This window comes from Natronomonas gomsonensis (assembly GCF_024300825.1).
GTDB lineage: Archaea > Halobacteriota > Halobacteria > Halobacteriales > Haloarculaceae > Natronomonas > Natronomonas gomsonensis.
This window is the reverse complement of record NZ_CP101323.1, coordinates 1614799-1629284: the sequence shown is the minus strand read 5'-3', so window position 1 is coordinate 1629284 and position 14486 is coordinate 1614799. Positions and strand designations below refer to the sequence as shown.

Genomic DNA, 14486 nt, shown 5'->3' with positions numbered 1-14486 from the left:
TCGCCGACGACGGATTCACAATGGAAATCGATGTCGTCTGGGGGGCCGCCGAAGCCCCGACGGAGTTGAGCGCCTTCGACGCTGCGCTGGCCGAGGCCGGCGTCCACAACTACAACCTCCTGCAGTTGTCGTCGGTCGTTCCCGCTGACGCGACGGTCGTCGAGGCCGGGCGTCACGAACAGTCCGCACCGACTGGAACGCCCGTCTCGGTCGTCCTCGCCGAGCGGTCGAGTTCGACCGACGGCGAGACGTTGGCGGCCGGTCTCGGGTGGGCCACTTCGCCCAGCGGCGGCGTGTTCATGGAAGCTACCGGCGACTCCGAAACCGAGGTCCGAGCGGAACTCAGGGCGTCGTTGGCGGGGGCGAAAGAACTCCGGGAGTGGGACTGGCGCGAGGAGACGCTGTGTGTCCGGGGACACACCGTCGAGGACACCGGTTCGGTCGTCGTCGCGGCCGTCTACCCCGGCTTCCGCGTGCCGTGGATTCACGACGAGTGAGGTGTCGAACGGACACGCTTGTATGGGTCCGCCGCGAGGCGGCGGTATGGACGTGTTCGGTCTCATCGGAAACCCCGTCGGTCACTCGCTGTCGCCGCCGATGCACGAGGCGGCCTACGACGCCCTGGAGATGGACGCTCGCTACGTGACGTTCGAGCCATCACGCGATTCGCTGGGTCTCGCCCTCGACGGCGCCAGCGCGCTCGGCGTTCGCGGACTCAACGTCACCATCCCGTTCAAAGAGGACGTGCTGGCGCTCGTCGACCCGGACCCGCTGGCCGAGCGCATCGGCGCAGTGAACACCGTCGACTTCTCGGGGGAGCCGACGGGGCACAACACCGATGCCGCCGGTGTCATCCGGGCCTTCGAGCACCACGACGTGTCGCTTTCGGGAACCGCGGTTGTCGTCGGTGCCGGCGGTGCGGGGCGGGCGGCCGCCTTCGCCCTCGCCGACGAGGGGGTGGACGTTCACATCGCCAATCGAACCGTCTCGCGCGCGGAGACGCTCGCCGACGCGGTGCCGAACGCGAGCGCCCACGGCCTCGACGCGCTCGATTCGCTGCTGGCCGATGCGGACGTACTGGTCAACGCGACGAGCGTCGGGATGGAATCCGACGAGACGCCGGTTCCGAAGGCGGCGCTCCACGCCGACCTCGCGGTGCTGGATGCCGTCTACGACCCCATCGAGACGCGACTGCTTCGGGAGGCGTCCGCGGTTGGCGCGAGGACTATCGACGGGGCCTGGATGCTGCTGTTTCAGGGCGTCGAGGCGTTCGAGTTGTGGACCGACCGGGATGCACCGGTCGATGTCATGAACGAAGCGCTGAGAGCGTCGCTCTGAACCGAAACGGCGACATCGCGGTGTTTGCGGGAGTCGGCGGGGTTTAAGTACTGTCCAACACGTATTTTCGTACATGCCAATCACCAAACTCATTCGGACCATGCTGGGCCTCGGCTCCAGCGACTCCACCGAGGAGGAGTCCACCGAGACGACGAACGTGACCGTCGAACACGAACCGGAGGAGGAACCGGAACCGGAGCCGGACGCCGACAACGAAGCAGCGGTGAAAGGAACCGACGAGCAAGCAGCCGAAGCCGACGAGGAACCGGCCGAAGCGGAGACCGACGACGCGGACGAATCGGTCGACCAAGGTAGCGACGACGCCGTTGCGGCGGGCACGGACGCCAGCGCGTCTACGGGCTCGATGACCGAGGAACCGCCGACCGACGAGGACGTTTCGGCGGAACCAGCCGAAACCGGAACCGATGTGACCAACCACAGCGGTACGGACACTTCGGCCGCCGAACCGGCCGAGGCGGCCGGCCCGGTCCCCGACGAACCAGAGGGCGGTAGCGTCCCGGTCGAGAACGTCAGCGGTATCGGCCCCGCCTACGCGAACCGGCTCAACGACGCCGGCATCGACAGCGTCACCGACCTCCTCGATGCCGACCCCGAGGAACTCGCAGAGGAAACGGACCTCTCGCCGAAGCGCATCAGCGGCTGGCAGGACAACGCCGCCGACCTCTGAGGCAGGAGCGACCGCAAAACGGTTACCCAACGGGCGCTTTTCTCTCATCGATGCGAGTCGTCACCGACCGGGCCGATTTCCGTTCGACGGCAGCCGACGCCCCTCCGGACGCGCGGGTTCCGGTCGAACTCCGTGTTCGCGTCGCCGACCCTTTCGAGGCGTACCGTCGGGCGCGCAACGGCGACGGCGGCGACGTACTCCTCGAAACTACCGGCGGACAGTCCGGGTGGGGGTACTTTGCGACGGACCCAATCGAGCGGCTCACCGTCTCAGCCGACGCGGTCTCCCCCGAGTCTGCGTCACCGTCACTCGCCGCCCTCGACGGGCTTCTTTCCGGAGAGTCACTCACACGCGGTGGCTGTACCGTGCCGTACCCCTGTGGCGCCTTCGGGTGGCTCTCCTACGACATCGCACGCGAACTCGAGACACTCTCCGACGCCGAGGAGGACCGCGGCTTACCGCGGCTTCAGGTGGCGACGTACGACCGCGTGGCCGCGTGGGAAGAGCCGTGGACGAGCGAGGCTACGCTTCGAGTAACCGCGTGTCCGCGACTCGACGAACACGACGGCGTCGATGCCGCCTACGAGTGGGGGCTCGGCCGCGCCCGTGACCTCGTCGCCCGAGCCATCGCCGGCGACCGCTCGGTCGGCCGGCCGCCATCCGAGCGCTCCCGTGCGACGTTCGACTCCGAGTGTACGCGCGAGGCCTTCGCCGAGCGCGTCCGTCGCGTCAAGGAGCACATCCACGAGGGAGACACGTTTCAGGCCAACGTCTCTCAGCGGCTCTCGGCGCCGGCGGCCGTACACCCGGTCGACGCCTACGCCGCGCTCCGGCGAGTGAACCCGGCGCCGTACTCGGCGCTCGTCGAGTTTCCGGGCGTGGACCTCGTCAGCGCGAGTCCCGAACTCCTCCTCGATGTCGAGGGCGACCGACTCTTGACCGAACCCATCGCCGGCACCAGACCGCGCGGGGAGACCCCCGAGGCCGACGCCGAACTCGAAGCCGACCTCCTCGGCGACGAGAAGGAGCGGGCCGAACACGCCATGCTCGTCGACCTCGAACGCAACGACCTCGGAAAGGTCAGCGAGTACGGCAGCGTCGACGTTCGGGAGTACCGCCGCGTCGACCGCTACTCGGAGGTCATGCACCTCGTCAGTCTCGTCGAGGGGCGCCGCCGGGCGGACTGCTCGCTGGCCGACGCCGTCGCGGCCGTCTTCCCCGGCGGAACGATTACCGGCGCGCCGAAACCGCGGACGATGGAGATAATCGATTCGGTCGAACGGAGTTCGCGCGGCCCCTACACCGGTGCCATCGGCGTCTTCGGCTTCGACGACCGCGCGACGCTCAACATCGTCATCCGTACACTCGTCCGCCACGCCGACCGGTATTACCTCCGCGTGGGCGCCGGTATCGTCCACGACTCCGACCCCGACAGCGAGTACGACGAAACCCTCGACAAGGGTCGTGCCCTCGTCAAGGCCCTCGATGCGGCGCTGGACGAACGAACCACGCTCACCGTGGGGGCGACGGAGCGATGACGGCGCCCACGATTCTCGTCGTCGACAACTACGACTCGTTCGTCTACAACCTCGTCCAGTACGTGGGCACACATGCGGACGTTGTGGTCGAACGCAACGATGCGATAACGGTCGAGGACATCCGAAGCTTAGAGCCCGACGGAATCGTCGTCTCGCCGGGCCCCGGTACGCCGTCGGAAGCGGGCGTGTCTGTGCCGATATTCGCGGAACTCTCTTATCCGACACTCGGCGTCTGTCTGGGCCATCAGGCGCTGTGTGCCGCCAACGGCGCCGCGGTCGGCCACGCGCCCGACGTCGTCCACGGGAAACCCTCCTCGGTGACCCACGACGGTCGGGGACTCTTCGAAGCGCTCCCCGAGCGATTCGAGGTCGGCCGGTATCACTCCCTCGCCGTCGAGCGTGGTGACATCCCGTCGGTTCTCGAAGAGACGGCCCATACCGACGACGAACGGAGCGTCGTGATGGGTGTCCGCCATCGCGACAAGCCCCACGTCGGCGTGCAGTTTCACCCCGAGAGCATCCTCACCGAGGTCGGTGAGCGCATGATTGCGACGTTCTGTACACGATGCAGTACCACGTAAACGGAACACTACGCGACCGAGACGAGGCGACCGTCAGCGTCGACGACCGCGGATTTCGATACGGAGACGCTGCCTTCGAGACGTGTCGGGCCTACGGCGGCGAGGTGTTCGCGTGGGACCGCCACGTCGAACGGCTCCATCGAACCTGCGAGACGCTCGGGATGGCCGATGCCGTCCCCGACGACCTCGCGGTTCGCGTCGCCGAGACGCTGGACGCCAACGATTTCGAGGACGCCTACGTTCGCGTCTCGGTGAGCAGGGGAGTCCAACCCGGGAAACTGACGCCGGACGAAGACGTCGACCCCACGGTCGTCGTGTACGTGAAACCGCTCCCGCGCGGGGGCGTCGACGGCCAGCGCGTCTGGGACGACCCCGCCGTCGTTCAGTCGGTGCAGACGCGGCGAATCCCCGACAGTGCGGTGCCGTCCAACGCCAAGACCCACAACTACCTCAACGGCATTCTCGCTCGCCTTGAACTCCGGCGGGCATCCAACGAGGGGTACCGACCGGACGAGGCGCTGATGCGGGACACGAACGGCCACGTCGCGGAGGGGGCGACGAGCAACCTGTTTTTCGTCGACGACGGCGTGCTGAAGACGCCCGAAACGGGGTCGATTCTCCCCGGCATCACTCGAGAGGTGGTCATCGAACTCGCCGAATCCGAGGACTTCCCGGTTCGGACGGGGCGATACACGCCGGACGACGTGCGGAACGCCGACGAGGCGTTCCTGACGAACTCGACGTGGGAACTCCGGCCGATTGCGACGCTCGACGGCATCGAAATCGGCGGTGGACCGCTGACGACGCTGCTTCAACGGCTCTACGACGAGCGGGTCGAAACGCGCTGTTACGCTAATTCCCGCTGAAGCCGATACGTCCGGAGGAGAGGTCGCGGTCGCTCTTGGGCCCGACGTGGTCGAACTCGTAGTCGTCTTCGGCGAGATACACGCCACCGTCACGAACTTCGACGTCGACTTCTTCGAGATACGACCCCTCGCAGGGGCCGTACGTGCAGTGTCCGGAATCGGGTTCGAACGTCGCGCCGTGACGCGTACAGACGACTTCGCCGTCGCGGAACTCCGCGCCGCTTCCCTTGTCGAGTCGCACGTCGGTCCAGTGGGGACAGAAGTTCCGCCACGCGGCGATGTCGCCGTTCAGTCGAACGAGAACGACCTCCTTCTCGTCGAAGCCCTCCCGAACCGTAAACAGAAGCGTCGAGTCCTCGGGAACCTCCTCGATGTCGGCGATGCGCTCCTCGGCCATATCCGGGCCACGACCCGGGCCGGTTCAAGCCTTCCGACTGCCGGCGACCGCACTCCGGTTTTCCGCGACGCTCACACGAGCGCGCGAACGACAAGTCCACCCTGTTCGGATGGTTTCAATGGATGAACACGTCAGCACACGATTTCGAACTGGAGAACGCTGCCGCTGGCCCCGACCGATTCCAGTTCTCGGAGGCCGCCACCGATTCGGACACCGACAGTATCGTCCTCCTGTTCCAGCGGGACTACCACTGCACGAAGTGTCGACAGCAGGTCCAGGACGTCGCCGCTCGGTACGAAGCGTTCCGGGAGGCGAACGCTGCAGTCGTCGCGGTACTGCCAGAACCCGTCGACCGCGCTGCGGAGTGGCACCGCCAATACGACCTGCCGTTTCCGCTCTTGGCGGACCCTTCGAAGGCCGTTAGCGACGAATACGACCAACCGACCCGATTCGGTGCACTCGGGTCGCTTCACGACCTCGTGGGACGGATGCCGCTTGCGGTCGTCTTCGATACGACGGACGGCGAACCCACTGTAGCAAAAACGTACGAAGGGAAGACGCCGGGTGACCGGCCAGGTGTCGACGAGTTTCTTGATGACGTTCGCGACATCGATTGAGACGAACGATGGCTTAAATATCGACGATACGTCGCCTAACGCTGGATTTCCACGACTGCCAGCAGTCAGCCCAACAGCGTCCCGACGGCGATGTCGCTGTTCGGTCCGCCGACGACGAGGTCTCCCTCTGCTCCCGGGCCGACGACGACGGTTCCGCCAGCCACGATGGGTGCGACCAACCCCGCGGTGACGACGCCCGGGGCGGTGAACGACCCCCGAACCGCGACCGTTGTGTCGGAGGCGACTCCGTGGTCGTCGATCACTTCGGTTGCGGCACCGAGAACGTCGCCGTGGCTGTACGTCGCCTCGGAGGTCGCCAGCAACGGGTCCGACGGCGTGATGTGGTCCGGCGGTTCCGTCGGGTTCTCGCTCCACACGTCGCGCTCGAAGTACGAGACCGTGGGGTCGTCGGGTTGACCGCCGTAGGCGACTTGTTTCGTGGAGGGTCCGGCGTCGTACTCGCCGAGGTCCGCTACAGGGACGACGAGCGCGCGCGTGTCGTCGCCGACCGATTCCGCCGGGTCGAACCGAACGACGCCTCCGAGCAACGCGGCGCCGTAGAAGGTCAACACCGGTTCCGGAATCGGGTCGTCGGCGACGGCGACGCCCGCCCCGCTCCGGACGCCGAGGTGCCGGAGGAAGTTCCCGACTTTCCACGCGCTCGTACAGAACCGTCGGTAGTCGTAGGCTCGGCCGACTGCCGGCGCTCGAAGCGCGGTGTCGGATGTGCGGCGCTGTCGGTCGATTGCGTCCCCGAGTACGTCCATACCCCGACTACGAACGCCGGGCGTTTATACTCCGCCGGGACGGTCCCGAGGCCATGGACGCACACCGACGAGTCGCGGCGTTCCTCGACGACACCGAACGTGCCAGCAGTGGCGAGTAGGTAGCGAACAGGCGGCGTTCAGTGGGAGCACCATCCCGAATTCGACGGCCAGCCGCACGGTAGCCGAACGGCCGTCGGTCGCTGGGCAGCGCATACGGCGGATGGTCTCGTTTTGATATATGAATGCTCGGACGAGCTGGTGGTTCGAACTTCGGCCAGTAGAGCATCCGCGAGCGCCGCAGGCGCGAGCGGTTCCGCCGCGCCGACCGGAGGGAGGCGCGGGACCAAGGGCCGACCAGCGGGAGGCCCGCAGTGTCTTTTTCATCGACGTCTTTGCCGCCCGCTCGCGGCGCGAGCGGGCGTGCAAAAAGGTCGGCGTAGAGGTTCAACCGAAGTTCTCTGCCTTCGCCGCGTCGGCATCGCCGCCGCCGGCCTCGATTGCGGCGGTGGCATCCTCGAGGAAGTCGGCGAAGCCGTAGACGAACACCTGTTCGCCGTCGGCGTTCGTCAGCACGTCCGCGACGGCGTCGGTGAGCGATTCGTCTTCGGAGAGGACGAACACCGACGCTCCGGCGTTGGCGATGTTCGAGAGGCGCTCCTCGTGAAGCGGAGTGTCGTCGCGGTAGACGATTGCGGCCTCGTTGCCCTCGGCGAGTGCGCGCTCGGCGATGGCGACGGCGGGACCGATACCGGGGCCGCCGGCGAGGACGATTGCTCGATGCTCGCCTTCGTAATAGTCGTCGCCGAAGGGGCCGGTAATCGTCACGGTGTCGCCGGCCTCGAGGTTCAGGAGGCACTCGCTGAACGCGCCGCCCTCCTCGGGGTCGTAGCTGATAGTGAACTCGAAGGTGTCGTCGGTGTCCGGCGAGGAGACGGTGTAGAACCGCGATTCGTCTTCGCCGTCGACGGTGGCGGTGAGTTTGACGAACTGTCCCGGTTCGGCGTCGAACGCCGGCGGGGTGTCGAGGTCGATGGCGACTGCGTCGGGGCCGACGTCGCGGACGGCAGCGACGGTCGTCTCGATGGGGTCCATGTACGGTATGGGCTTCCCCGCCGGCAAGGCGCTTTCGAAGCCGCCTCCGGAAATCCGATATAAACGCGTGTGAAGTTTTCCCTCGGTAGTCGTTGAAAGTCGCTTTCGAGGGCTGTAGTCCGGAAAACCGCTCAACTGCGGCAATATTCAGAAGGCTTAACGTCCGCCGCGCAGAACCCCGATGTAGTATGCCAGAGGACCTCAACTGGGCCGTCGGCGGTGAAGCCGGCGACGGGATCGACTCGACCGGGAAGATCTTTGCCCAGGCGCTCTCACGTGCGGGGCGCCACGTCTTTACCTCGAAGGACTTCGCCTCACGAATCCGTGGCGGATACACGGCGTATAAGGTACGGACGTCGGTCGACCGCGTCGAGAGTGTCGTCGACAGACTCGATATCCTGATTGCGCTGACAGAGCGAACCGTCAACGAAAACCTCGACGAACTCCACGAGGACTCCGTCATCATCTACGACGGCGAGCGGACGATGATGAAGGACTTCGAGGCCCCCGGCGAGATGACGGGGCTCGACGTGCCGCTGAAGCGTCTCGCCGAGGACGCCGGTGGCGCCATCATGCGCAACATCGTTGCACTCGGTGCCGCGTGTGAAGTTACTGGATTCAACATCGAGTATCTCGACGAGTCGCTGGAGAAGCGATTCGGCGGGAAAGGCGAAGCAATCGTCGAGAACAACAAGAAGGCGGCCCGCCTCGGCGCGGAGTTCGTCCGCGAGGAGACCGGCCTCTCGTCGGACGAGGACCTCGAGACGACGGACAACGACTACGTCCTCCTGAACGGCGACGAAGCCATCGGGATGGGCGCCCTCGCCGGCGGCTGTCGGTTCTACGCCGGCTACCCCATCACGCCCGCGACGGACGTGATGGAGTATCTGAAGGGCCGCATCGAGGACTACGGCGGCGTGGTCGTCCAGGCCGAAGACGAGCTGTCGGCGGTCAACATGGCGCTCGGCGGTGCCCGCGCGGGCGCTCGTGCCATGACCGCCACCTCCGGCCCCGGCATCGACCTGATGACGGAGACGTTCGGGCTGGTTGCCACTTCCGAGACGCCGCTCGTCATCTGTAACGTGATGCGGTCGGGCCCCTCGACGGGGATGCCGACCAAACAGGAGCAGGGCGACCTCAACCAGATGGTGTACGGCGGTCACGGCGAGGTGCCGCGGTTCGTGCTGGCGCCGACGACCATCTCCGAGTGTTTCCACAAGACCGTCGAGGCGTTCAACCTCGCCGAGAAGTACCAACTCCCCGTCTATCTCACAGCCGACCTCTCGCTTGCGGTCACCGAACAGACCTTCGAACCCGAGGAGTTCGACATGGACGAGGTCGAAATCGACCGCGGGAAGGTCGTCGACGAGGACAACATCGACGAGTGGCAAAACGAGAAAGGGCAGTTCAAGCCTCACGCGCTCACCGACGACGGCATCAGTCCGCGGTCGTTCCCCGGCGTCGAGGGTGGCGCCCACATGTCGACCGGCCTCGAACACGACGAGTTGGGCCGACGGACGGAGGACACCGACATGCGCGTCGAGCAGGTCGACAAACGCGACCGCAAGGTCGAAACCGCAATCGAGCGGGAGAACTTCGACTACCGCGAGTTCGGCGACGAGGACGCTGACACCCTCATCGTCTCGTGGGGGTCCAACGAGGGCGCGATGCTCGAAGCGATGGATATCCTCGAAGACGACGGTATCGACGTGCGGTTCATCTCGGTACCGTACATCTTCCCGCGGCCGAACCTCTCCGAGGAGTTCGAGGCCGCCGAGGAAGTCATCGTCGTCGAGTGTAACGCGACGGGTCAGTTCGCCGACCTCGTCGAACACGACACGCTCTCGCGCGTCGAGCGCATCAACAAGTACAACGGCGTCCGCTTCAAGGCGGACGAACTCGCCGACGAGGTCAAAGCGGCCCTCGGCGAGGCGACGGAGGTGGAAGCATGAGTTCCGACATTCGATTCACGGATTTCAAATCCGACAAACAGCCCACGTGGTGTCCCGGCTGCGGTGACTTCGGGACGATGAACGGCATGATGAAAGCGCTGGCCGAAACCGGCAACGACCCCGACAACACGTTCGTCGTCGCCGGCATCGGTTGTTCCGGTAAAATCGGGACGTACATGCACTCGTATGCGCTGCACGGTGTCCACGGCCGCGCCCTCCCCGTCGGGACGGGCGTGAAGATGGCCAACCCCGAACTCGAAGTGATGGTCGCCGGCGGCGACGGCGACGGCTACTCCATCGGGGCCGGCCACTTCGTCCACGCGGTCCGCCGGAACGTCGATATGACGTACGTCGTCATGGACAACCGCATCTACGGCCTGACGAAAGGGCAGTTCTCGCCGACCTCCCGTGAGGACTTCGAGACCTCCACCTCGCCGGACGGGACGAACCAACAGCCGGTCAACCCACTGGCGCTGGCGCTCGCCGCGGGCGGGACGTTCATCGCACAATCGTTCTCTTCGGACTCCCAGCGACACGCCGAAATCGTCCAGAAGGCCATCGAACACGACGGCTTCGGCTTCGTGAACGTTTATTCGCCGTGTGTGACGTTCAACGACGTCGACACCTACGACTACTTCCGCGACGCCATCGTCGACGTGGCTGACGACGACTTCGACCACGATTCCTCCGACTACGACGCCGCGAAGGACCTCATCATGGACCGCGACAAGGAGTATCAGGGCGTCATCTATCAGGACGACAGTTCCGTCGGCTTCGAGAAGCGCGAGGGCATCGAAGCGCCGATGAACGACATCCCCGACGGCGCGCCCGACGACGCGATGGACCTGGTTCGCGAGTTCTACTAAACCCACTTTTTACTTCGTCGGGTTCGCGCAGCGCGCGAACCTCTCCTCGCAAAAACTTGGGGAAAAACTACCGGCGACTCGGCCTTCGACCTCGTCGCCGCGAACCGCTCGCGCCTTCGGCGCTCGCGGATGCTTGCTTCTACTGGACCAACTGCGATAGCTGGTCGATTCTCGCTTCGGTTTCGGCGACCAACTCTTCGACCACGTCTGCAGCTGGCTGTACCTCCTCGGTGAGACCGCTGCTCTGTCCTGCGTACAGCGCCAACGCTTCGAGGTCACCCTCGACGCCCTCCATCGGGAGGTCGTCGCCGTAGCGCACGATTGGGTGGCCGCCGGGGTACTCGGCGATTGTCTCGCCCTCGCCCGGTCGGTCGCCGGGGGCGGGCCGGCCCGCTTGTTCCCAGTTTTCCGTGGTGCTGTTGTGGAGAACGCGGTGGGGCATCCCTTTCCACCCGATATCGAACAGTTCGGAGTACAGCGTCTCGGTCTCCTCGGCGTCGACGATGCGCTCCCGGTAGTGATTCTCGACGGCGGCCTCTTCGGTAGCGACGAATCGGGTTCCGAGCCATGCACCGTCGGCGCCGTCGGCGAGGACTGCGGCGACGCCGCGGCCGTCGGCGATACCGCCGGCGGCGACGACCGGAACGTCGACGGCGTCGGCGACGCGCGGGACGAGCGGCAGGGTTGCGACCTCGCTTTGGACGTGGCCGCCCGACTCCCAGCCCTGTGCGACGATTACGTCCGCACCAGCCTTGGCGGCTACCTCGGCTTCCTCGGCGCTGCCGACGGTGACGAGCGCCGACGCGCCTCCGTCGTGGACGCGTTCGATGTACGGTGTCGCATCGCCGAAGGAAAACGAGACGGCTGGAACGCCGGCATCGAGGACCGCATCGAGGTGGTCCTCGGTGGCGACCTCCTTGGCTTCGGAGTCGAGGACGACGTTGACGGCGAAGGGGCGGTCGGTACGCTCGCGGGTTCGCTCGACGAATTCGGCGGCTCGGTCGGGCGGCCGCCACGTCACCGCCAGCGTTCCGAGGCCGCCGGCGTTCGATACTGCTGCCGCCAACTCGGGGCGGGTCGCGCTGCCGATGGGCGCTTGGACGATGGGGTACTCGATTCCGAGAGCCCCACACAGCGGGGTCGAGAGGGTCACGTCGGGGTGGTTGATGGCCGAGAGAAAAAGCGTGCCGGCGTCGTGTCAGTGTTCGACGAACTCGATGAGGGTTCCGCCGGTCGATTTCGGGTGGAGGAACGCAACGTCGTGACCCCACGCGCCGGGACGGGGTTCCTCGTCTATCAACTCGACGCCGGCCGATTCAGCCCGTTCGAGGGCGGCGTCGATGTCGTCGGTCTCTATGGCGATGTGGTGGAGCCCGGGGCCGTTGTTCTCCAGATACTTCGAGATGGTTCCCTCCTCTTGGGGTTCAAGCAGCTCGAAGTAGCCGTTTTCGAGTTCCAGAAAGATGACTCGGAGGTCCCCGAACCGTTCCTCGTGGGCGATGTCACAGCCGAAGATGTCCTCGTAGCGGAAGGCGAGGCTCTCGGCGTTCTCGGTGGCGACGCCGGCGTGGTCGAAGCGCATGCGTTTCCGTCGGTCGCCGAGGGAGAAATAACCTCCCGACTCAGACGCCGGCGCGGTACTCGCCGAAGACGTCGCGCATCGCGTTACAGATTTCGCCGGTCGTCGCGTAGGCCTTCACCGCGTCGACGATGTAGGGCATGACGTTTTCGTCACCTTCGGCGGCCGCTTTGAGGTCGGCGAGAGCATCGTCGACGGCCGCCTGGTCGCGGTCGTCGCGAATCGCCTGGACGCGTTCTTTCTGTTGCTGTTGTTCCTCCTCGGAGACCTCCTCGATGTCCTCTTTGGGGTCCTCGTCGACCTGATACTCGTTGACGCCGACGATGATTCGCTCGCCCGTCTCGATTTCCCGTTGGCGCTCGAAGGCCACGTCCTGAATCTCCCCTTGGACCCAGCCGCTCTCGACGGCCTGCCGCATCCCGCCGCGGTCGTCGATGTCGTCGAGGATGTCGAAGGCCTCGCTTTCGAGTTCGTCGGTCAGCGATTCGACGTAATAACTGCCCGCAAGCGGGTCGATGGTGTCGGCGGCGCCGGACTCGTGGGCGAGGATTTGCTGGGTTCGCAGGGCGGTGCGGACGGATTTCTCGGTCGGCAGGCTGAGCGCTTCGTCTTTGCCGTTGGTGTGGAGGCTCTGGGTGCCACCCAACACGGCGGCGAGTGCCTGATAGGCCACGCGGACGACGTTGTTCTCGACCTGCTGGGCGGTCAGCGTCGACCCGGCGGTCTGGGTGTGGAACTTCAACTGCTTGGAGGCGGGTTTCTCGGCGTCGAAGCGTTCCTCCATGATTCGGTACCACATCCGGCGTGCGGCCCGGAACTTCGCGACCTCCTCTAAGACGTTGTTGTGGGCGTTGAAGAAGAATGAGAGCTGGGGGGCGAACTCGTCGACGTCGAGGCCGGCGTCGATGGCGGCTTCGACGTATTCGACGCCGTCGGCGAGCGTGAAGGCGATTTCCTGTGCGGCGGTCGCGCCCGCTTCGCGGATGTGATACCCCGAGATGGAGATGGTGTTGAAGCTCGGGACCTCCTCGGCGCAGAACTCGAAGATGTCCGTGATGATGCGCATCGACGGTTCCGGCGGGAAGATGTAGGTGTTGCGGGCGATGTACTCCTTGAGGATGTCGTTTTGGATGGTCCCCCGCAGCTCCTCGCGGTCGACGCCCTGTCGGTCGCCGACGGCGATGTACATCGCCAACAGCACTGACGCGGGGGCGTTGATGGTCATCGAGGTCGAGACTTCGTCCAGCGGGATGCCCTCGAAGACGGTCTCCATGTCGTCGAGAGAGTCGATGGCGACGCCGCTTTTGCCGACCTCGCCTTCGGCCATCTCGCTGTCGGAGTCGTAGCCCATCTGGGTCGGCAAATCGAAGGCCATAGAGAGGCCGGTTTGGCCCTCGTCCATCAGGTAGTTGAATCGCTCGTTGGTCTCGCTGGCGGTGCCCATGCCGGCGTACTGCCGCATCGTCCACAGTCGGCCGCGGTGCATCGTCGAGTAGACGCCGCGGGTGTACGGCGACTCGCCGGGGAAGCCGATGTCCTCATCGTAGTCGATGTCGGCGATGTCGGCGGGGGTGTAGAGGGGGTCGACCTCCTGGCCGCCGGTGTCGGTCGTGAACTGCTCTTTGCGCTCCCCGAAGCGCTCGACGGTGGGGCCAAAGGTGTCCTCGGTCCAGTCCTCGTGGCCCTCGCGGATGGCTTCGAGGTCGTCGGGGTCGAACATTATTAGAGAAAGGGGTCGGACGGGGCTTAAGGGTTGGCGAGTCTCCTCAAAAAAGCAGAGATATCGCTGTAAACAATACGATACGCAGTTTTTGACCGACTCCAATAACAGGGCGTATCTGAACCCCTTCGAGAGAATTCGCTTGAGTTTTCATAACCGGTCAGATGGCTCTAATCACCGAATACGCGGCTTGTGAGTGGACAGAGGCTCATTCATGCTCTGATGACTGTCCGGTAGACACTGCTGTTCCACCTTTCGAATGGCGACTAGGAAATGAACACCTTGAGTAGATAACCCCCGAATAGAGACGCTCTTAGATGGATACGACACTATACTTGATGTAGAATGGGCACTCGACACCGCCAATTGCTCGCTGGTTTTCAAGCAGTGAAGTTTCATAATCGGCTGCTGTATTGCGGTTTTTGCTCAGAGCCATTGAACCACTCCTCCTGGCTTAGATATCTCAACCGTGAATGTGCTGATAA

At 65.1% G+C, this 14486-nt stretch carries 15 protein-coding genes; 9 read left to right on the top strand and 6 right to left on the bottom strand.

Annotated features, from left to right (window positions below; all coding sequences use genetic code 11):
- Nucleotides 1–20 precede the first annotated feature (20 nt).
- The 6 genes from NMP98_RS08870 (at nucleotide 21) to NMP98_RS08845 (ending at nucleotide 5011) form a co-directional block, all read left to right on the top strand.
- Nucleotides 21–497, top strand: coding sequence for a pyruvoyl-dependent arginine decarboxylase (locus tag NMP98_RS08870; RefSeq protein ID WP_197424914.1), 477 nt, complete (start codon nucleotides 21–23; stop codon nucleotides 495–497).
- A gap of 46 nt (nucleotides 498–543) precedes the next feature.
- Nucleotides 544–1338 (top strand): shikimate dehydrogenase, encoded by a 795-nt coding sequence (locus tag NMP98_RS08865; protein WP_254861149.1) that lies wholly within the window; start codon nucleotides 544–546, stop codon nucleotides 1336–1338.
- A gap of 73 nt (nucleotides 1339–1411) precedes the next feature.
- Complete coding sequence (locus tag NMP98_RS19445) at nucleotides 1412–2026, top strand: helix-hairpin-helix domain-containing protein (RefSeq protein ID WP_303049598.1); 615 nt, start codon at nucleotides 1412–1414, stop codon at nucleotides 2024–2026.
- 50 nt (nucleotides 2027–2076) lie between these two features.
- Nucleotides 2077–3564, top strand: a complete 1488-nt coding sequence (locus NMP98_RS08855) for an anthranilate synthase component I family protein (RefSeq protein ID WP_254861148.1) — start codon at nucleotides 2077–2079, stop codon at nucleotides 3562–3564.
- Entirely contained in the window at nucleotides 3561–4145 is a 585-nt protein-coding gene (locus NMP98_RS08850; RefSeq protein ID WP_254861147.1) for an anthranilate synthase component II, read from the top strand. Before NMP98_RS08855 ends, NMP98_RS08850 begins: the two co-directional genes overlap by 4 nt.
- A complete protein-coding gene (locus tag NMP98_RS08845) occupies nucleotides 4130–5011 on the top strand; it encodes an aminotransferase class IV (protein WP_254861146.1) in 882 nt (293 codons plus the stop codon). The genes NMP98_RS08850 and NMP98_RS08845 overlap by 16 nt, the downstream gene beginning before the upstream one ends.
- Here NMP98_RS08845 and NMP98_RS08840 read toward each other — a convergent pair.
- The gene (locus NMP98_RS08840; RefSeq protein WP_178916345.1) at nucleotides 4998–5408 is read right to left on the bottom strand and encodes a Rieske (2Fe-2S) protein; all 411 of its coding nucleotides are present in this window, start codon (nucleotides 5406–5408) and stop codon (nucleotides 4998–5000) included. The two genes, NMP98_RS08845 and NMP98_RS08840, sit on opposite strands and share 14 nt — an antisense overlap.
- A 122-nt stretch (nucleotides 5409–5530) precedes the next feature.
- Between NMP98_RS08840 and NMP98_RS08835 the strand changes: the two genes are divergently transcribed.
- Complete coding sequence (locus NMP98_RS08835) at nucleotides 5531–6025, top strand: peroxiredoxin family protein (RefSeq protein WP_254861145.1); 495 nt, start codon at nucleotides 5531–5533, stop codon at nucleotides 6023–6025.
- A gap of 65 nt (nucleotides 6026–6090) precedes the next feature.
- Here NMP98_RS08835 and NMP98_RS08830 read toward each other — a convergent pair whose 3' ends face one another.
- Nucleotides 6091–6792, bottom strand: coding sequence for an acyl-CoA synthetase family protein (locus NMP98_RS08830; protein WP_254861144.1), 702 nt, complete (start codon nucleotides 6790–6792; stop codon nucleotides 6091–6093).
- A 444-nt stretch (nucleotides 6793–7236) separates the two neighbouring features.
- The gene (locus NMP98_RS08825; protein WP_254861143.1) at nucleotides 7237–7884 is read right to left on the bottom strand and encodes an FAD-dependent oxidoreductase; all 648 of its coding nucleotides are present in this window, start codon (nucleotides 7882–7884) and stop codon (nucleotides 7237–7239) included.
- Between the two features lie 188 nt (nucleotides 7885–8072).
- Here NMP98_RS08825 and NMP98_RS08820 point away from each other — a divergent pair, with 188 nt between their 5' ends.
- Complete coding sequence (locus tag NMP98_RS08820) at nucleotides 8073–9836, top strand: 2-oxoacid:acceptor oxidoreductase subunit alpha (RefSeq protein WP_254861142.1); 1764 nt, start codon at nucleotides 8073–8075, stop codon at nucleotides 9834–9836.
- The gene (locus NMP98_RS08815; RefSeq protein ID WP_254861141.1) at nucleotides 9833–10702 is read left to right on the top strand and encodes a 2-oxoacid:ferredoxin oxidoreductase subunit beta; all 870 of its coding nucleotides are present in this window, start codon (nucleotides 9833–9835) and stop codon (nucleotides 10700–10702) included. Before NMP98_RS08820 ends, NMP98_RS08815 begins: the two co-directional genes overlap by 4 nt.
- Nucleotides 10703–10841: 139 nt before the next feature.
- Here NMP98_RS08815 and NMP98_RS08810 read toward each other — a convergent pair whose 3' ends face one another.
- From NMP98_RS08810 to NMP98_RS08800, 3 genes are read right to left on the bottom strand one after another with little or no spacing between them, the layout of a single operon-like run.
- Nucleotides 10842–11870 carry an NAD(P)H-dependent flavin oxidoreductase gene (locus NMP98_RS08810; protein WP_268105577.1) on the bottom strand — a complete coding sequence of 343 codons (1029 nt, stop codon included), beginning with the start codon at nucleotides 11868–11870 and terminating at the stop codon, nucleotides 10842–10844.
- Nucleotides 11871–11900: 30 nt separating this feature from the next.
- The gene (gene mce / locus NMP98_RS08805) at nucleotides 11901–12284 is read right to left on the bottom strand and encodes a methylmalonyl-CoA epimerase (RefSeq protein WP_254861139.1); all 384 of its coding nucleotides are present in this window, start codon (nucleotides 12282–12284) and stop codon (nucleotides 11901–11903) included.
- Nucleotides 12285–12324: 40 nt separating this feature from the next.
- The gene (locus tag NMP98_RS08800) at nucleotides 12325–14001 is read right to left on the bottom strand and encodes an acyl-CoA mutase large subunit family protein (RefSeq protein ID WP_254861138.1); all 1677 of its coding nucleotides are present in this window, start codon (nucleotides 13999–14001) and stop codon (nucleotides 12325–12327) included.
- Nucleotides 14002–14486: the final 485 nt, after the last annotated feature.